General features: G+C 72.1%; 13 protein-coding genes and 1 pseudogene. 7 read left to right on the forward strand and 7 right to left on the reverse strand.

The features are described from left to right. Positions 1–10: 10 nt before the first annotated feature. Positions 11–1,441 carry an MFS transporter gene (locus ACIO1C_RS10675; RefSeq protein ID WP_401860835.1) on the reverse strand — a complete coding sequence of 477 codons (1,431 nt, stop codon included), beginning with the start codon at positions 1,439–1,441 and terminating at the stop codon, positions 11–13. Between the two features lie 314 nt (positions 1,442–1,755). Between ACIO1C_RS10675 and ACIO1C_RS10680 the strand changes: the two genes are divergently transcribed. From ACIO1C_RS10680 to ACIO1C_RS10695, 4 genes and pseudogenes are all read left to right on the forward strand, one after another. Further along, positions 1,756–3,528, forward strand: coding sequence for an MFS transporter (locus ACIO1C_RS10680; RefSeq protein ID WP_401860837.1), 1,773 nt, complete (start codon positions 1,756–1,758; stop codon positions 3,526–3,528). 149 nt (positions 3,529–3,677) lie between these two features. After that, positions 3,678–4,337: pseudogene (locus ACIO1C_RS10685) on the forward strand (class I SAM-dependent methyltransferase). Positions 4,338–4,359: 22 nt separating this feature from the next. Continuing rightward, a complete protein-coding gene (locus ACIO1C_RS10690) occupies positions 4,360–5,295 on the forward strand; it encodes an N-acetylmuramoyl-L-alanine amidase (RefSeq protein ID WP_401860840.1) in 936 nt (311 codons plus the stop codon). A 182-nt stretch (positions 5,296–5,477) separates the two neighbouring features. Continuing rightward, positions 5,478–6,380: a hypothetical protein gene (locus ACIO1C_RS10695; RefSeq protein ID WP_401860843.1), complete on the forward strand. Its 903-nt coding sequence runs from the start codon at positions 5,478–5,480 to the stop codon at positions 6,378–6,380. Positions 6,381–6,467: 87 nt separating this feature from the next. Here ACIO1C_RS10695 and ACIO1C_RS10700 read toward each other — a convergent pair whose 3' ends face one another. Then, positions 6,468–7,268: a maleylpyruvate isomerase N-terminal domain-containing protein gene (locus ACIO1C_RS10700; protein ID WP_401860846.1), complete on the reverse strand. Its 801-nt coding sequence runs from the start codon at positions 7,266–7,268 to the stop codon at positions 6,468–6,470. 75 nt (positions 7,269–7,343) lie between these two features. Between ACIO1C_RS10700 and ACIO1C_RS10705 the strand changes: the two genes are divergently transcribed. Next, on the forward strand, positions 7,344–7,637 hold the full coding sequence (locus tag ACIO1C_RS10705; RefSeq protein ID WP_356422651.1) for a hypothetical protein: 294 nt from the start codon (positions 7,344–7,346) through the stop codon (positions 7,635–7,637). A 35-nt stretch (positions 7,638–7,672) separates the two neighbouring features. Here the strand turns inward: ACIO1C_RS10705 and ACIO1C_RS10710 are convergent, their stop codons facing one another. From ACIO1C_RS10710 to ACIO1C_RS10720, 3 genes are all read right to left on the reverse strand, one after another. After that, a complete protein-coding gene (locus ACIO1C_RS10710) occupies positions 7,673–8,764 on the reverse strand; it encodes a prenyltransferase/squalene oxidase repeat-containing protein (protein ID WP_401861045.1) in 1,092 nt (363 codons plus the stop codon). Positions 8,765–8,766: 2 nt separating this feature from the next. Then, the gene (locus tag ACIO1C_RS10715) at positions 8,767–9,516 is read right to left on the reverse strand and encodes a class I SAM-dependent methyltransferase (RefSeq protein ID WP_401860849.1); all 750 of its coding nucleotides are present in this window, start codon (positions 9,514–9,516) and stop codon (positions 8,767–8,769) included. Positions 9,517–9,592: 76 nt separating this feature from the next. Further along, positions 9,593–11,002, reverse strand: coding sequence for a glycosyltransferase family 4 protein (locus ACIO1C_RS10720; RefSeq protein ID WP_401860852.1), 1,410 nt, complete (start codon positions 11,000–11,002; stop codon positions 9,593–9,595). Between the two features lie 238 nt (positions 11,003–11,240). Here ACIO1C_RS10720 and ACIO1C_RS10725 point away from each other — a divergent pair, with 238 nt between their 5' ends. Then, positions 11,241–11,678 carry a carboxymuconolactone decarboxylase family protein gene (locus tag ACIO1C_RS10725; protein WP_401860855.1) on the forward strand — a complete coding sequence of 146 codons (438 nt, stop codon included), beginning with the start codon at positions 11,241–11,243 and terminating at the stop codon, positions 11,676–11,678. Positions 11,679–12,375: 697 nt separating this feature from the next. Here the strand turns inward: ACIO1C_RS10725 and ACIO1C_RS10730 are convergent. Further along, positions 12,376–14,793, reverse strand: coding sequence for an endonuclease/exonuclease/phosphatase family protein (locus ACIO1C_RS10730; protein ID WP_401861048.1), 2,418 nt, complete (start codon positions 14,791–14,793; stop codon positions 12,376–12,378). A gap of 484 nt (positions 14,794–15,277) precedes the next feature. On the opposite strand from ACIO1C_RS10730, the gene ACIO1C_RS10735 reads away from it, so the two are divergent. Continuing rightward, the gene (locus ACIO1C_RS10735; RefSeq protein ID WP_401860858.1) at positions 15,278–16,705 is read left to right on the forward strand and encodes a prenyltransferase/squalene oxidase repeat-containing protein; all 1,428 of its coding nucleotides are present in this window, start codon (positions 15,278–15,280) and stop codon (positions 16,703–16,705) included. A 56-nt stretch (positions 16,706–16,761) separates the two neighbouring features. Here the strand turns inward: ACIO1C_RS10735 and ACIO1C_RS10740 are convergent, their stop codons facing one another. Continuing rightward, positions 16,762–18,792, reverse strand: coding sequence for a bifunctional glycosyltransferase 87/phosphatase PAP2 family protein (locus ACIO1C_RS10740; RefSeq protein WP_401861050.1), 2,031 nt, complete (start codon positions 18,790–18,792; stop codon positions 16,762–16,764). Positions 18,793–18,947 lie beyond the last annotated feature (155 nt).

An 18,947-nucleotide genomic window follows, 5' to 3' on the forward strand; every position in this document is an offset into this window, starting at 1 on the left:
ACGGCATCCGCTACGTCTCCGTACGCCTCGGCAACCACACCAGCATCAGCACCACCCCCGCGAGCAGCACTCCCGTACCCGTCCTGAACGCGAGCGCGTATCCCGACGTCAACGCCTCCGGCGTCGTCCCGCCCGCCGTCCGCGCCGCCGCCACCGTCGACAGGACGGCGAGACCCAGCGCGCCCCCCATCGTGCGCGACGTGTTGATCAGGCCGGAGACCAGGCCCGCGTCCCCCGGCGCGGCGCCCGCCGTGGCCAGCGCCGCCAGCGGGGTCGCGGCCAGGCCCATGCCCACCATCATCAGGATGCCGGGGCCGAGGACGACGGAGAGGTACGTCCCGTCGGCGGTCATCGTCGACTGCCAGCCGAACCCGGCCGCCGCGATCAGCGCCCCCAGCACCGCCAGGTCGCGCGCGTCGATCCGGGCCATCAGCCGGGGCGCCAGTTTGGAGCCGAGGACGATGCTCAGCGAGCTGGGGATCAGCGCCAGTCCGGCGTCCAGCGGCGTGTAGCCGAGGACGTTCTGGATGTACACCGTCATGAAGAACCACGTGCTGAACGAGGCCGCGCCACAGACGAACATCGCCGCGTTGGCCGCCGACACGGCCCGTACCCGGAACAGCCCGAGCGGCATCAGCGGCGCCTTCGTCCGCGCCTCCACCCCCACGAAGAGCCCGAGCAGCAGGGCCCCGGCGGCGAGCGGCAGCAGGGTCGGCGCCGCGCCCCACCCCTCCTTCTCGGTCTGCACGATGCCGTACGCCACGAGGGCGAGGCCCGCCGTCACCAGGACCGCGCCGGGCAGGTCGAGCCGCCGCCGCTGTTCCGTACGGCTCTCCGCCAGCCACACCACGGCGCCGACCAGGACCAGCGCGCCGATCGGCACGTTGATCAGCAGCACCCAGCGCCAGGACAGCAGATCGGTGAGGACCCCGCCGACCAGTCCGCCCGCCGCCCCGCCGCCCGCGCCGACGGCCGACCAGGTGCCTATGGCCCGGGTCCTCGCGACACCCGGCGGCACGGCGGCGGTCAGGATCGTGAGCGTCGCGGGCGCCAGGACGGCCGCGCCGAGCCCCTGCACGGCGCGGGCGGCGAGCAGTTGCCAGCCCTCCTGGGCGAGCCCGCCCGCGAGGGAGGCCAGGGTGAAGACCGTGAGGCCGGTCAGGAACATCAGCTTGCGGCCGAAGAGGTCCGCCGCCCGGCCGCCGAGCAGCATGAACCCGGCGAAGGCGATCGCGTACGCGTTGAGGACCCATTGCAGGCCCGCGGCGGACAGCCCCAGGTCGGCGCGCATCGAGGGCAGCGCCACGTTGACCACGGACACGTCGAGGACAACAAGGAACTGGCCGGCGCAGGCGGCGAGGACCACCGGCCAGGTGCGGGGGGACGCGGGGGTGCGGGCGGATATGTGGGCGTTGTCGGTTTCCGTGGAGGGTCGGGCCATGGCGGTCATGGTCCCAGGCGCCCGGCGGTCCGTACATCGGGATTTCGACGTACGACCTCACCTCGTCGCGGTATCACCTCCCCACTTCGCCGCATGACCTCCCCCGTTCGCGGGGACGCTGACCTCTCGTCAGGAAAACCGGCCCCACGACATGGACATTCAAGGGCATTTCATCCCCATTCGACCCCCATTCCACCCGCCGGGAAACTACCGGCGAGCGGTCCGGAATAACGGGGCGCCCGGAGAAGGTTCACACTGCATCCACTTCGCCGGCACACCCATGCCCGCGCTCTTCCCTGCCGGAGGCCGCCCGAATGCCGCAGACGACGCACGATCAGTTCGCCGGGACTCCCCCGGTCACCCGGGAGCGCAGAGCCGGCGCCATCGTCCCCGTCCTCGCCTTCGCGGGCATCACCGTCGCGGTGATGCAGACACTCCTCGTCCCCATCATCAAGGACCTGCCCACCCTGCTGCACACGGCACCGGCCAATGCCACCTGGGTCCTGACCGCCACGCTCCTCGCCGGTGCCATCTCCACCCCGATCATGGGCCGCCTCGGCGATCTCTTCGGCAAGCGGCGCATGCTGCTCGCGAGCCTCGCCGTCATGGTCGTGGGCTCTCTGGTCTGCGGCTTCACCGACGACCTGATAGTGATGATCGCCGGCCGGGCCCTCCAGGGCTTCGCCATGGGCGCCATCCCGCTCGGCATCGGCATCATGCGCGACGAGCTGCCGCGCGAGAAGCTCGGCTCGGCAATGGCCCTGATGAGCTCCTCCATCGGCGTGGGCGGCGGACTCGCGCTGCCCGCCGCCGCGGTCGTGGCCCAGAACGCCGACTGGCACACCCTGTTCTTCGGCTCGGCCGGCCTCGGCGTGCTGTCGATGGGGCTCGCCTTCTTCCTCGTACCGGAGTCCTCGGTACGGGCCAAGGGCACGTTCGACTGGCTCGGCGCGATCGGGCTCTCCGCCGGTCTGGTCGCCCTGCTCCTGCCGATCACCAAGGGCAGCGACTGGGGCTGGGGTTCCGGCACCACGCTCGGACTCTTCGCGCTGGCGGCCGTCATCCTGCTGCTCTGGGGCGTGATGGAACTGAGGGTCGCCGCCCCGCTGGTCGACCTGCGCACCACGGCCCGCCGTGAGGTGCTCCTCACCAACCTCACCTCGATCATGGTCGGGGTCGCGTTCTACGCCATCACGCTCGTCCTGCCGCAACTGCTCCAGCTGCCCACGTCCAACGGATACGGCCTGGGCCAGTCGATGGTGGTCGCGGGCCTGTGCGTGGCGCCGCTCGGCCTGACGATGATGCTGACCGCGCCCCTCTACGCCCGGATCTCCGCCCAGTACGGGCCCAAGGTGTCCCTGATGCTCGGCATGCTGGTCATCGGCGTCGGGTACGGCGCGGGGCTCGGCCTGATGAGCGCCGTCTGGCAGACCGTCGTCGTCTCCGTCGTCGTGGGCGCCGGGATCGGGCTGGCCTACTCCTCGCTGCCCGCGCTGATCATCGGCGCGGTCGACCCGTCGGAGACGGGCGCGGCCAACGGGCTCAACACCCTGATGCGGTCGGTCGGCACGTCCATGTCGAGCGCCGTCATCGGGATGGTCCTCGCGCACACGTCCGTCCAGGTGGGCGGGGTGGCGGTACCGACTCTGCACGGCTTCCGGATCTCGTTCGTCATCGCGACGGGCGCGGTGGTCGGCGGCCTGGTGCTGGCGTCGTTCCTGCCGTCCCAGACCGCGGGGCGCCGGGCGGCGAAGGCCGCGGCGGGCGACAGCGAGCTGCTCGGGTCCGCCACGCTGGTCGCCGGGTCCGGCGGATTCCGGGGGCGGGTGCTCGACGCGTACGGCGCTCCCGTCGCGCGGGCGAACGTCACCCTGATCGACCGGGGCGGGCGGCAGGCCGGGCTGACCGTCGCCGACGAGGACGGCGGGTACACGCTGCTTCCGCCCACCGAGGGCCACTTCGTCCTGGCGGGGACGGCCACGGGATACGCGCCGTTCGCGTGCCCGGCCGTGTACCCCGGGGGCGGGGTGCCGGTGGAGGTCGATCTGGTGCTGGCGGAGGGGGCGCAGGAGCGGGTGCCGTCCTGAGAGGGCGATGCGGTACGGGGGCCGGGGTGCGGGCGGGCCAGGGTGCGGGCGGAGAGTCCGGGACCGTACGGCACCATGGACGCCCGCACCCCATCCGTACCGCACCAGCCGCACCAGCCGCACCAGCCGCACCAGCGTGAGGAGAGCCCATGCCCGCCGGGACCCAGGCGATCGCCCCGGAGCCGGAGGTCCTCGCGGCCTTCGAGTCCGCCAAGGGGTTCATGCCCGTCCATGAAGGGCTCGCCCTCCACGCGGCGGCGGTCGGGGCGGGCGCGCTCGGGCTGCCGCTCCTGGAGGTCGGTACGTACTGCGGGCGTTCGACGATCCTGCTGGCCGCGGCGGCCCGCGCGGCCGGCACGGTGGCCGTCACCGTCGACCACCACCGCGGCAGCGAGGAGCAGCAGCCGGGGTGAGAGTACCACGACCCGGCGGTGGTCGACCCCGGCCTCGGCCTGATGGACACCCTGCCCACCTTCCGCCGTACGCTCCACCGCGCCGGCCTGGAGGACCACGTGATCGCGGTCGTCGGCCGTTCCCCGCAGGTGGCGGCGGTCTGGGGCCGGCCGGTCGGGCTGGTCTTCATCGACGGCGGTCACACCGACGCGCACGCGAACGGCGACTACGAGGGCTGGGCCCCGCACCTCGCCGAGGGCGGCCTGCTGGTGATCCACGACGTGTTCCCCGACCCGGCGGACGGCGGCCGGGCCCCGTACCGCGTCTACCGCCGCGCCCTGTCCTCCGGCGCCTTCACCGAGGTCTCGGCGACGGACTCGCTGCGTGTCCTGCGGCGTACGGCGACGGGACTCTGACCCCGCGGTCTACGATCACGGCGTGTCGTACGACGAGAGCCAGCCCGCCCCCCGCCGCCGCTTCGGCCGGTCCCCTCTCACCCTCACGGTCGCCGCGCTGGTGCCGGCCGCCGTGGTGGGAGTGCTCGTCTGGCAGGGGGTGGGGGGATCCGACGGCCACGGTGGCACCGCCGCGGCGGTCACCCCCAGCGCCTCGCCCACCGGCCGCTCCGGCACCCTGCTCGGCGACGGCGTCCCCGGCGACTCCGATCCCAGCGCGCCCGGCTCCGCCGACCCCGGGTCCGGTCCCCTCGCGGGCAAGGTCGTGGTCATCGACCCGGGGCACAACACCCGTAACCACCTGCACACGAGCGAGATCAACAAACAGGTGCAGATCGGACCGACCAGCAAGGAGTGCGACACCACCGGCACCGCCACCAACGCCGGTTACGCCGAAGCCCAGTTCACGCTCGACGTGTCGCACCGGCTGCGCGAACTCCTGAAGAAGGAGGGTGCGACGGTGACCCTCACCCAGGACGACGACCGCCCGTTCGGCCCGTGTGTGGACGAGCGCGCCCGGATCGGCAACAAGGCGAAGGCCGACGCCGTCGTCTCCGTCCACGCGGACGGCTCGGCGGTGGGCAACCGCGGCTTCCACGTCATCCTGCCCGCCGTGGTGAAGGGCGGCGGCGCGGACACCACACCCATCGTCGGCCCCTCGCGCGATCTCGGCGAGCACATCGCCGGCCGGTTCGCGGCCGTGACGGGCAGTGCGCCCTCCAACTACATCGGTGACGGTACGGGGTTGGACGTACGCAAGGATCTCGGCGGACTCAACCTCTCGACCGTGCCGAAGGTCTTCATCGAGTGCGGCAACATGCGCGATCCGAAGGACGCGGCGCTCCTCACCAGCGCGGAGTGGCGGCAGAAGGCGGCACGCGGGCTCGCCGAGGGCATCAGCGGGTATCTGGAGCGCTAGGAGGCGACTCGGGCGGTCCTGCCAACGGGCCCCGGGCGTCCGGGCACCGGGCAGACGCCCCCCTCGGGCAGGCGATAGATTCATCCGTACGATGGGGAGCCGCCCCCGAGCTTCGCACCGCGCACCGCCTGACGGCGGCCCACGAGACCGCCCCGACGAGACGACTGACGAAGGATTTTCACGTGAACTTCCGCTCCCTCACACGAGGCGACGGCGTGGTGATCGGAGCAGCGGTGTTGCTGTTCATCGCCTCGTTCCTCAACACGATCGGCTGCGACGGCAGTGAGTGCGACAACGCGCCGACCGCCTGGGACAACGGCGTCCTGATCCTGGGGATCTACCTGGCGGGCCTCATCGGCGCGGCACTGATCGTCGTGTCCCGCGCGCTGCCCCGGCCGCTGAAGGTCGCGGGGATCGAACTGGCCCCGTTCGGCGTCGCGTTCACGGTGTTCGCGGCGTGGACCGCGCTCGGCGCTCTCTTCGACCCGGCGGGTTCCGCGATCCTCCCCGACGGATTCAGCATCGACGCGGGGGCCGGGCTCATCCTCGGTTTCATCGCGGCGCTGATCCTGGCGGGCGCCGCGGTGGCGACCCCGCTCGTACCGCTGCTCAAGGCCCCGCTCCTCGGCGCCCCGAAGCCGCCGGCCCCGCAGCCGTACGCCGGACAGCCCGGCGGTCCCGGCGCTCCCGGCCAGGGGTACGGCTACCCGGGCGGCCAGCAGCCGTACGGCGCGCAGCAGGGTCAGTCCCAGCCGTACGGCGGACAGTCCGGCCAGTCCGGGGCGGCGCAGCCCTTCGGCGGGCAGCCGCAGGGCCAGTCCCTGGGCGGCCGGCCGCAGGGCCAGCAGTCCCCGTCGCAGGGCGGCGCGGCCGGTCCCGGCGCGGGTGACTTCGCGCCGTTCTGGTTCGCGGTCCCGGTGGCCCGGCCGCTGTACGGCGAGGACGGTTCACCCAGCCCGATCGCCGAACTGGCGCCAGGCACCTGGTACCTCGCGGTGGAACAGCGCGGTCCCGGCCTGGTGGCGCAGACGCAGGACGGCCGCCGCGGTGTCCTCCAGGACACGAGTGGCATCCAGCGCGGCTGACCTTCCGAGAGCCCGCTGTACGTGTGTGGCCCCCGCCCGGTCAGGGCGGGGGCCACACACGTGTCCGGGGCACTACAGGCGGGCCGGTCAGCCGAACGACGTGCGCTCCAGCCAGAAGTCGAGCAGCTTCGCGTCTCCCAGCACCTCCACCCGGTCACTGTCCGCGGGCAGCCGCCGGTGGAAGACGAGCAGGAGGTCGGTGAGCGGCCCGCGCAGCGCGACCGTTGCCTTGTGGTGCCCGCGCCGCCAGGTGAACCCGTCCTCACCGAACTCGATCAGCCACTCGGCGTCGACCTGGTGGGGATGATCGCCCGGACTGTCCGTCGCATGGAGGTGGATGCTGCGGTCGCCGCCGCGCAGGCCGGCCGCCTCCGGATCGCCGCCGGCCTGGGCGAAGGCCACACACTGGAGCCACTCGTCGATCGCGTCCGCCGCGAGCAGCGGACCGACCTCGTACGGCACGTGGGCGGCCAGGGTCGCGTCCGCGCGGTGGACCACCGTCTCCAGGGCCATGCGCCGTGCCCAGAAGCCCGCCGTGTGCTCCCAGGCCCAGCTCCACACCTCGGTGTCGGGTCCCGCGGCCCGCAGCGTCCCGGCGGTCTTGTGCGCACCGTCCGCGAGCCAGGCGCCGAGGGCGGCGGGGTCGGTGTCGTCCGGCCCCCGGGCGTAGGGAACCTGCTCCTCCGGGATGTCCGCCGTGGCCCGTGTCCGTACGATCGCCTCGACCCACCGGTGCGCGCCGCCCACGTGCCGCGCCAGCTGTCCCAGCGTCCAGTCGGGGCAGCCGGGTACGGTCACGGAGAGGTCCGCGCCCGCCAGGGTCGCCCGCAACAGGTCGGTCTGGCGGACGATTTCGTCGCAATAGCGGTCATGCCCCAGGGTTGCCATGGGGGCGATCCTAGGTACGGTGGTCCGAGGCCGACCAACGGGTTTCACGCCCGAACAATCGGCAACACGTTCGACATGTCCTCAACGACGCGCAGTGGAAGCGGCTCCGCGGCGACGATCATCATCGTCATCGCGGACATCATGGCCTTTATTCTGGGCCTCTGGATCCTGATGTACCTGCTGGACGCCAACCGTGCCAACGAACTGGTCAACTTCATCCAGGACGCGGCACGCTGGCTGGCCGGCTGGTCCTACGACCTGTTCACGTTCGACGAGGCATGGGCCCGCGTCGTGTGTGGCTACGGTCTTGCCGCCGTCGTCTACCTGTTCATCGGCCACGGGCTGGCCAGCCGGCTGCGCCGCCACTGACCCGGTGTCCCGCCGGTGCTCACCGGCCCGCCGCGTCAGCCGCAGCAGTCCGGTTCCAGTCCGGACGGCAGCCGTTCGCCGCTGAACACCGCGGTGGTCGCCTCGTCCCCACCGAGCGCGGCCGCCGCGAGCAGCAGCGCCCCCGCCGTCCAGGTGGTCCGTTCCTCGGGCCAGACGGCACGGTTGCCCTCGAAGACGTACCCCGTCCAGTACATGCCGTCCTCGGCCCGCAGGTGCTGGATGGATTGCAGGATCTCCAGCGCCCGGTCGGACTCCCCCACCACCCAGAGCGCCAGGGCGAGTTCACAGCTCTCGCCGCCGGTCACCCACGGGTTGGGCAGGACACAGCGCACTCCCAGGTCCGGTACGACGAAGCGGTCCCAGCCCTCCTCTATACGGGCCTTGGCCTGGGTCCCCGTCATCGCGCCGCCCAGGACCGGGTAGTACCAGTCCATCGAGTAGCGACTCTTGTCGAGGAAGCGTTCCGGGTGGCTGCGGATCGCGTGACCGAGCGCGCCGGCCGCCAACTCCCAGTCCGGCTGCGGTTCCTCACGTTCCTCGGCGATCGCGAGCGCGCAGCGCAGCGCCTGGTAGATGGACGAACTGCCGGTCAGCAGGGCGTCGTTGACCGGAGTGCCGTCGGCCTCGCGCTTCCAGCCGATCTCGCCGCCGGGCTGCTGGAGCGCCAGGACGAACTCGACGGCCGCGTGCACGACCGGCCACATGCCGTCGAGGAAGCCGTCGTCGCCGGTGGCCAGGTAGTGGTGCCAGATGCCGACGGCCGCGTAGGCGCAGAAGTTGGTCTCCCGGCTCAGGTCGTCGTGGCCCCCCGTACGCCCCGTCTCGTCGGTGTCGGCGTAGGCCGCGTACCAGGACCCGTCCTCGTTCTGCCGCGCCGCCAGCCACGCGTAGGCCCGGCCGGCCGCCTCGGGTTCGCCCGCCGCGTCCAGGGCCATGGCCGCCTCGACGTGGTCCCAGGGGTCGAGGTGGTGGCCGCGGAACCACGGGATCGCCCCGTCGGGCCGCTGGGCGGCGAGGATTCCGGCGACGGTCTCGGCGGCCTGCTCGTCGGTGAGGACGCCCGGCAGGACGAGGTGTTCCGTACGGCCGGGTCCGGCTCCTGGCAGGGTCACGCGGCGTCCGTCGTGGACAGGCCGGACACCGGCAGGTGCGGCTTGGTCGCGTAGGCCACGAAGCTCTTGCCCACCACGGGGTTGAGGAGTCGCTCGGTGAACCGGGTGGCGAACGGCTTCTTCATGATGTCCCAGACGAGCAGCTTGTGGTACGCGCGGACGGGCAGCGCCTTGTCGTTGTCCACGCCGAAGGCGCACTTGAGCCACCAGTACGGCGCGTGGAGCGCGTGCGCGTGGTGGGTACCGTACGGCTTGAGCCCCGACTCCCGCATCTTGCCGAGGAGTTCCTCGGCCTTGTAGATGCGGATGTGACCGCCCTCGACCTCGTGGTACGCGTCGGACAGCGCCCAGCACACCTTCTCGGGGCCGTACCTCGGCACGGTCACGGCTATCCGGCCGCCGGGGCGCAGGACCCGGACCATCTCCGCGAGGACGCCCTTGTCGTCGGGGATGTGTTCCATCACCTCGGAGATGATGACCACGTCGAACGACTCGTCGGGGAAGGGCAGGTTGAGCGCGTCGCCCTCCATCGCGGTGGCGGTGGCGCCTTCCGGCGCCTCCCCCTCCTGCCTCATCGCGGCGAACCACTTGGCGACTTCGCGGATCTCCTCGCCGTTCCGGTCGAGCGCCACGACCTGGGCGCCGCGCCGGTAGCACTCGAAGGCGTGGCGGCCCGCGCCGCACCCCAGGTCGAGCACGCGGTCGCCCGGGGCGAGCGGGAAACGGGTGAAGTCCACGGTCAGCACAGGGTCCTGCTTTCGCGGTCGGGGAGGACAGAGGAACGAGGCGGGCGGCGGTGACGAGGGACGGTCCTGCGTGGCATCAGCGGGGGTCGCCCCCGGCCACCGCGGTGGCTCCCCGCCGGGTACGGTCGCGCCGCGCGGCGATCGCCGCGCGGTACAGCTCGGCCGTGCCCTGCGCGGCCCTGGCCCAGGTGAACCGGGCCAGCACGCGCTCCCGGCCCGCCGCGCCGAGCCGTACCCTCAACTCCCGGTCGTCCAGCAGCCGTCCGAGCGCGGCGGCCAGCGCGCCCGCGTCGCCGGGCGGCACGGCCAGGCAGGTCTCGCCGTCGGCGCCCGCGACCTCGGGGATCGCGCCGCCGGTGGTGGCGACCAGCGGGGTGCCGGTGGCCATCGCCTCGGCGGCCGGCAGGGAGAAGCCCTCGTACAGGGAGGGCACACAGGCGATCTGCGCGCCCCGGACCAGGTCCACGAGTTCCGCGTCGGAGATGCCCTTGACGAACTCGACGGCGTCTTCGAGCCCGTACCGCTCCAGGGCCCGCGCGACCGGCCCGTCCTCGGCGCGGCGGCCGACCACGACCAGGTGGGCGGCGGGGTGTTCGGTCCTGAGCTTGGCGAGCGCCTCGACCAGGTGCACGAGGCCCTTGAGCGGGACGTCGGCGCTGGAGGTGGTGACGATCCGGCCCGGGATCTCGGGCACGGCGGGGTCGGGCGAGAACAACTGCGCGTCCGCGCCGATGGGGACCACGTGGATACGGTCCGCCCGCACCCCGAGGTCGTCGCCTATCTCCTGCTTGGACGAACCGGACACGGTCACGACGGACGGCAGCCGGCGCGCGACCCGCTTCTGCATGCGCGTGAAGCCGTACCAGCGGCGTACGGAGGCGCGGCGCCGCCAGTCGGCCGCCGCCGCCAGGTCCAACCGCCGGTCCACGGTGATGGGGTGATGGATGGTCGTGACGAGCGGCGCGCCCAGGTCGCCCAACAGCCCATATCCCAGTGTCTGGTTGTCGTGCACGACGTCGAACTCGCCCCGGCGGGCCTGGAGATGGCGCCGGGCCCGGAGCGAGAAGGTCAGCGGCTCGGGAAAGCCGCCGGTCCACATCGTGGCGACCTCGACGGCGTCGACCCAGTCCCGGAACTCGTCGCGCTTCGGCGTACGGAACGGGTCGGGCTGCCGGTAGAGGTCGAGGCTGGGCAGCTCGGTGAGGGTCACCCCGGCGTCGAGTACGGGGTAGGGCTGGGCGCCTATCACCTCGACGGTGTGGCCGAGGAGGGCGAGTTCGCGCGACAGGTGCCGGACGTAGACGCCCTGGCCGCCGCAGAAGGGGTTGCCCTTGTAGCTGAGCAGCGCGATGCGGAGCGGGCTGTCGCCCGTTTTTGGGTCGCGTGCTTTTTCGTCGCGTGCTTTTTCGTCGCCCGTCCTGTGGTCGCGCGCTTTTCGGTCGCGCGCTCCGGCTCCGGTGTCCGCCGCGATGGCCTCAGCGGTCACACTCGGCCCCCTTCTCACTGCGCTTGCTCACTGCTGTTGCGGACGTGATCGTCGGCAGGGTCCGAATCTACCGGCAAGTAGTGCGGGTGGAGGGGGTGGATCGGGTGATTCGCACCACGACGGGTGCGCGGGCGCGCGGGGGCGGGTCGTGCTTGACCTGGAGCGCGCTCCAAGTTTTACGGTTGCCACAGGACCGGCGCGCACGTCGACGTGCTGGACGACCGTATCCGGAGCACGTATGACCACCGACCACACCGGCGGCGAGAGTGAGCCCGCCGAGACCCGTCAGGACCGGTTCGACCGGGGCATGGAGGTACTGGGGAGGGTCGACGGCGAGGGCGGCCGGAACGTGATCGACTCCCTCGCCGACGTGTCCCCCGAACTGGGCCACCAGGTCGTCGCCTGGGCCTTCGGCGAGATCTACGACCGCCCCGGCCTGGCGCCGCGCGACCGCCAGCTGGTCACGCTCGGCATCCTGACGGCGCTGGGGGGTTGCGAACCCCAACTGGACGTGCACGTGAACGCGGCGCTCAATGTGGGGCTGACGCCGGAGGAGATCGTGGAGGCGTTGTTGCACGCGGCGGTGTATTGCGGAATGCCGAGGGCACTGAACGCGACGTTCGCCGCGAAGCGGGTCTTTGCCGCGAGGGGGTTGCTTCCGGTGCCTTCCGCGTAGGCGACGCGGTCGCGCTTTTGTCCTCAATCGCCGGACGGGCTTCATTTTGCCCGCGCGCCCGGTGCCGGGTGCGGGTTACTGCGTCCTCAATCGCCGGACAGGCTGATTTTGCCCGCTGCGGGCCGGTTCTTCGACCGCAGGTCGTTGCCGGGGGCCGGTCAGGGGCCGTGTCCTGCACTGCATGTTTTACGTCGCGTTCAGCCAGTCGTATTGGGTAACGATCGCCATGCGACACAAAACACGCTCTACGTTCCGGACACGACCCCTGCCCGTCCCCCTCCCAGGCCCGCGCCAAAACAAACCCAGCCCACCCCGGGTCTTTAAGCCCGTCCGGCGCTTGAGGACGCAGTAACCCGCACCCGCCCACCGCGCAAGGCACAATCCAGCCCGTCCGGCGATTGAGGACGTCAGTAAGCCGCGCCCGCGCACCGGGCGGCAGACGCTCCGGGGCGGGCGGGGTCGCTCAGTCTCCCGTCCGGCGTGAGGGGGGTGGGGTCGGAGGAGGTGCGTGTGTCCGGACGTAGAGCGTGTTTTGTGTCGCATGGCGACCGTCAATCAAGACGACCGGTTGAACGCGACGTAAAACATGCAGTCCGGACATACGTACCTCCGGAGGCCCCGCCCCCCGTCACCACGGCACACCCAAGCCCGTCCGGCGATTGAGGACATCAGTAAGCCGCGCCCACCGGGCGCAAGCTCAGCCGATACGGACCACCTGCGGATCATGGTCGCTCGCCTGGTCCGAGAACTCCGCGTTCACATGCACCACGTCGTACGACAGCTTCCGCACCCCCGGGCTCACCAGAATGTGATCCAGCGTCTGCGAGTTCCCGTCGTACACGTAGCTGTACCGCTCGTCCCGAGGCAACGTAGACATCAGATCCGTCAGCACGCGCCCCCGCGTAAGCGCCTCGACCGGCGGCGAGAACGGGAAGTCGTTCAGGTCGCCGAGGACGACCACCTTCGCGGACCGGTCCTTCGAAAGCAGGCCGGACACGAACGTGTTGACCTCCTTCGCCTGGGCCAGCCGCTGCGTCTCCGAGCTCAGCGCCGGCGGCTGGAAGCGGCCGTACACCGGCTGGTCCCCGCCCTTGGAGTTGAAGTGGTTGCCGATGACGAAGTACTGGTCGCCGCGGAAGGTGAACTCCCCGACCAGCGGCTTCCGGCTGCTCTTCCACGCGTCCGACGCCGGGTTGATCCGGCCCGGCGACACGGACAGCGTGATGTCCTTGCCGTGCTTGCCCGCGGGGACGACCTTCACGGCCGTCGTCGCGTCGCCGCCCGGGTGGTCGACGAAGCCGACGCGCTTGGGGTTGAAGAGGAAGACGTTGCGGATGTTGCCGCCGGGCTCCCCGCCGTCGGTCTTGTCCTGCGGGTCGACGGACCGCCAGGAGTACGTGGGACCGCCCGCGGCCCGGATCGCCGCCGTGAACTGGGCGAGCGTCTTGTCCGCGCTGAGCGTCCCGTCGTCCGTCGCGCCGTTGTCGTCCTGGATCTCCTCCAGGCTGACGATGTCCGGCGTGGCGAGGTTCTTCACGATGCCGACGGCCAGCCGGTCGAACTTGGCCTGCGGGTCGCTCGGGTCGAGGTTCTCGACGTTGTACGTGGCCACGGCCAGCTCGTCGGACTTCGCCTTCTTGGCGACCTCCGGCCGGAGCCCGCCGGACTTCGTCGTGCCGAGCGTGGTCGCCTGGAGGGAGTACCCGCCGAAGCTGCCGTAGTCGATCGGCCCCGAGGTGACGCCCTTGAGCGTGTCCCCGACGTTGGCCGCGACGCTCGCGCCGGTCAGCGAGGCGACGAGCAGGCGGCCCGAGTTCTGCTGGTCGTACGCGCCGTACAGCGTGCCGCCGCGCTCGGTCGGGTTCTGGCGGGGCTTGGTGGTGATCCAGGTCTCGCCGTACTGGTTGGAGGCGCCCACGACGCGGCTGTCGCCGACCTGGACGACCATGCCCTCGCGGGACTCCAGCCAGTCCAGGGCGTACGTACGGGGGAGCAGGGTGAGGGGCTCGATGTTCCCGCCCTTCGCGTCCGGGGCGTACCGCTCGGGCACGGTGCGCGAGCCGATCACCTCGGCGGCGGGCAGCGGGTTGCCCGAGGACAGGACGACGGTCGTGGGGGCGGTCAGCTCGGTGACGGACTGGCCGCCCGCGCTCGCGCCGCCCGGGTAGTACTCGCTGACCTTGCCGCTGACCAGGACCGCGTCACCGGGCTTCACCTGCGGGGTGACCGAGCCGGTGAAGACGAAAACGGCCTCGCTGGTCGCCGCGTTCTCGTCGGGCTGCGGGTCCTGGAACCAGAAGCCGCGCGACGAGCCGGTGGCGCGTATGGCGGTGACCACGCCGGGGACGTTGCCGACGGTCGCCCCGGACTGCGGGGAGATCCGGGTGGCGCCCTGGATGTCGTGGATCCGGAGGTCGCCGGGGGTGGTGTTGGTGGGCTCGGGCGTCGGGGTCGGCGTCGGGGTCGGCTCGCCGCCGCCGGTGCCCGTGCTGTTACGGGGGCCCGGGGCGGTCGCGGTCAGGTCGGCCGCGTTGTCGTCCGTGTCGGTCAGCGTGGCGTTCCTGCTGACGGAGGTGGTGTTGCCGGCGCCGGTGACCGGGGAGGTCTCCCGTACGGTGGCCGTACCGAAGCCCACGAGGTCCTTGATGCTGGCGTCCGCCGCGCAGTCGGCGGCGGTCAGGCAGGTCAGCGGAGTGGTGGAGTGCACCAGGGCGACCGTGCCGCTCGTCGCAGACAGCGGGATCGTGCCGGTCGCGTCGGGGGCGGGCAGGGCGGTGTCGCCGCCGGTGCCCTTGGCCTCCTGGATCAGGTAGCCGCCACCGGCGGGGACGGCCCCGGTCAGCGGGGTGGCCTGCCACTTGGAGGTGGGGCCCGGCGCGCCGCTGAGGTACTGCACGGACCAGCCGGTCAGGTCGAAGGGACCGTCACCGGCGTTGCCCAGCTCGATGAAGTCGTGGGTCAGGCTGGCGCCGCTGTTCCCGCCGCCGCCGTACACCTCGGCGATCACGGCGTCCGGTGAAGGGCTCGCCTCGGCGGTGAACGGGAGCGCGATGAGCGAACCGACCAGGCCGACGGGGACCGTCAGGGCGACCAGTCTGGCCCGTCTGCCGCGCAGGGCCGGGGGTATGGATGAGGGCACGAGGAGCCCTTTCTCTGCTGTGAGAAGGCCGAAAGTCGGCTCAAGATACGCGCGTAGATACGCTCCCAACAAGACCTCTTTCCGCCCAAAGGCCAAGTGTTTCCCGAGTGTTCGCCGGATTTAACCTGGTTGTCGGGCGGGACGAAGGGTCACGTCCGTGGCCGGGCGGGCACGATCCACCGCGCGTGTGCGGGTTCGAACCGCTTTGGGGGATCGCGTCGGGAGGCCCCTCCGCTCGGGGGCAGTTGGGCCGGGGCCGGTACAGTGTGCGAGTCGTCATCTGTCCGTACGGGGAGAAGCCGGGGCAATACCGGCGGTAGCCGGAATGTCCCGCCTACGGTCGTGACCGGCTCGCGCCACCGGAAACCGCCGGTGGACGGCATCGTCGAGGTTTACGGGGCCGGAGCCTGGTGCCTGAGTGTGCCTGAGCCCGGCTCCCGCAGGAGAGGCCCAGCCCGCCATGACCACCGTTCGCCGCAGTGCGGCCGTACTCGCCGCATCCGCCGTGCTGTGCGTGACTCTCGCTCAGACGGCCGTCGCGGGCGGCGATGTACGGGCCCCGTCCCCGGACGCGCCCGCCTCGACGCCGGCCCCCTCGACCGCGAACCCCTCGACGCCGGCTCCGGCTCCCTCGTCCCCTCCCGCGGGCACCTCCCCGACCACGTCCTCCACCTCGACCCCCGCCACACCCGCCGCCCTGTCCGCGCCCAGGCCCGGTGCACTGCCGCCCGGCCTGTACGGCACGGCTGATCCGACGCGGGACGGGGTGTGGCGCCAGTCGCTGGCGATGCTGGGCCAGTACGCGGCAGGCCAGCGGCCCGCCAACAGCGCCATCCTGTGGTTGAAGGGGCAGCAGTGCGCGAGCGGCGCGTTCCCCACGTACCGCGCCGATCCCACCGCCCCGTGCGACGCGGACACGGCCACCGACCCCAACGCCACGGCGGCGGCGGTGCAGGCGCTCTCCACCCTCGGCGGCCAGCGGCCCGTCATGCTCAGCGCCCTCAACTGGCTGCGGAGCGTGCAGAACGCGGACGGCGGCTGGGGCCACACGCCCGGCGGCCCGAGCGACGCCAACTCCACCTCGCTGGTGATCGGCGCCCTGAGCGCCACCGGCATCCGGCCCAGCTCGTTCCGCTCGTCGGAGGACCACCACGCCTACGACGCCCTGCTCGGCCTCGCGCTGCCGTGCGGCAAGGGGGCGGACCGTACCGGCGGATTCGCCTACCAGCGGGGCGGGCGGGCCGGTACGGCGAAGCTGGTCGCCGACAACGACGCCACGGCCGCGGCCGTGCTCGCCGGGGTCGGCAAGCGCATGGTGGTCGCGCCGGTGAAGGCGGGCCCCGCGCCGGTCTGCCGGGGGACGTCCGGCCTCACCCCGGAACGCGCGGCGCGCAACGGCGCCGCCTACCTCGCCTCCGCGCTCGCGAAGACCGGGCACCTCGACCGGCCGCCGCTGCCCGGCACCTCGGACAGCACGCCGCTGGCCGACCCGGGGAGCACCGCCGACGCGGTCGCCGCCCTGGCCTCGTCCGGTTACGCGAACCAGGCGGCGGGCGCCCTGGAGTGGCTCAAGAAGCACGCCGGTCCCTGGGCGGCCGAGAACGGCCCCGCCGCCTACGCCCAGCTGATCTTCGCCGCCCACACGACGGGCACGGACCCGAGGAACTTCGGCGGACTCGACCTGGTGCGGCTGCTGAACGCCACCGGCCCCGCTCCCACCCCGGTGCCGAGCATCACCGCGCAGCCGGTGGCGGAAATCCAGAGCGGCGGCCTCGGCGGCACCGGCTTCGGCATCCTGTGGGTCATCGGCATCGGCGTGGCGGCGGGGGTCGCGATCGGCTACCTGCTGAGCAACCGCGGCAGGGCCGGGCAGCACCAGCAGCTCTGACCGGTCGGCGTCAGGACGACGGTTCGGTCCGCGTCAGGACGACGGTTCGGTCGGCGTCAGGACGACGGTTCGCGCGCCGACCCGGCCGTGTCCGTGGTCCCGGCCGTCGTCCTGGCCGGCTTCCCCGCCGGGAACGGGTCCGGCTTCACCAGCGACGCCGCCTTCGGCAGCAGCTCGCGGCGCCCGGACAGCAGGTACGTCAGCGCGAATCCCGTACCGACGACTGTCGCGCCACCCGCCGCGTCCAGCACCCAGTGGTTCGCGGTGCCGACGATCGCCGAGACCGTGAACAGCGGATGCAGCAGCCCCAGAGGCTTCATCCACTTCGGGGCCAGGATCAGGATGATCAGCCCGCACCACAACGACCAGCCGAAGTGCAGCGACGGCATCGCGGCGTACTGGTTGGTGAGCTGCGTCAGCGCGCCGTAGTCCGGGCTCGCGAGGTCCTGCGGGCCGTGCACGGTGTCGATGAAGCCCATGCCCGGCATCAGCCGTGGCGGGGCCAGCGGGTAGAACCAGAACCCGACCAGCGCGAGGACCGTCGCGAAGCCCAGGGAGGAGCGCGCCCAGCGGTACTGCGCGGGGCGGCGCACGTACAGGATCCCGAGGATCGTGAGCGGCACGATGAAGTGGAAGGTCGAGTAGTAGAAGTTGAAGAAGTCCTCGGCCCACCCCGCCTTCACCGTCGCGCGGTTGGCCCAGTGCTCGATGTCGATGCCCAGCGCCCGTTCGATGGAGTGCACCTGGCGGCCGTGCTCCTCGGCCTCCGCCCGCCCCCCGGCCGCGGCGAGCCGGATCTTCGCGTAGACCGAGTAGCCGACCCGGATGACGAGCAGTTCGAGCAGCAGGTTCGGGCGGCTGACCACCCGCCGCCAGAACGGCGCGAACGGGATACGGCTCCAGCGCGACGGCACCGGCTGTACGTACTCGGTCGGCACGGGCCGGTCGAAGTACGGAGACGTACGGGACAGGAAGGGCACTCCGCAGGCCGCCGCGAGCGCCGCGACCAGGAGCACGTTGTCCCGTACGGGATGGAGCACCGCCATGTTCGGCAGCAGCATCTTCCCCGGCAGGGTCATCACCAGGACCACCACCGCCGGCCACACCAGCCGGTCCCTGGCCTTCTTGCCGACCCGCCCGACGACGGCCAGCAGCACCCACAGCAGCTGGTGCTGCCACGCGGTCGGGGAGACCGCGACGGCCACACAGCCCGTGAGCGCGACGGCGAGCAGCAGCTGTCCGTCGCGCGCGTAGCGCACCGCGCGCCGCAGGCCCAGGAAGACCACACCGGCGGCCAGGAGGAGGAAGAGGACGATCTCCAGGGGCCCTTCGAGGCCCGCGCGCAGGAGCGCGCCGTGGAGGGACTGGTTGGCGAGGCTGTCGGCGCGCTCGCCGAGGCCGGCGCCGGCCACATGGTGTATCCAGTACGTCCAGGAGTCGGCCGGCATGACGGCCCAGGCCAGGGCCGTGGAGAGTGCGAAGGTGGACGCCGATGTCACGGCCGCCTTCTTGCGGCCGGTGAACCAGAGCAGCGGCGCGAACAGCAGCACGGCCGGCTGGAGGGCGGCTCCGACGCCGATGAGGATCCCGGAGCCCCGCTCGCCGCGTACGACGAAGCAGCCGAGCAGGACGAGCAGCACGGGAAGGATGCTGGTCTGGCCGAGGCTGAAACTGTTGCGTACGGGCAGGGACAGCATGAGGAGACTGATCGCGAGGGGCGCGGCCAGCAGGCCCGTACGGCGCGAGGCGCGTCCCGGCAGGGCGCGGGCGGCGACGAGGCCGAGCGCGACGACGAGCAGCAGCGTGCCGAACGTCCAGGCGATCCCGAGGCTCTCCTGAGCCGCGCGGGTCAGCGGCTTGAGCACCAGACCGGAGAACGGGGTGCCGGTGAAGGCCTTGGTGTCGTACAACGAGCCCGTGACGTGCAGGACACCGTTGTCGCCGACCCAGGTCTCCAGATCGGTCAGCCGTTCACCGGGCGGCCGTCTCAGGACCGCCGCCGCCTGTCTCACCGCGAGCACGGCGGCCAGGAGCCAGAGCACGGCGCGTACGGTGCCGAGCCTCGCCCCCGCCGAGCCCGCCGCCATGCCGCCGTTCACGCTGTGCTCCGCATTCGCCACGCCGCGCCGACCCTCCGTCCGAAAACGCCATCCCTGGGGCATAGAGCCTCGCACCACCCTTCCGGGAAGACTCAGGCAACCCCCTCTTCGCCTGACTGTCATCCCTGTTTTGTCTCGATGCC

Source organism: Streptomyces sp. NPDC087420, assembly GCF_044744165.1.
Taxonomy (GTDB): Bacteria; Actinomycetota; Actinomycetes; order Streptomycetales; family Streptomycetaceae; genus Streptomyces.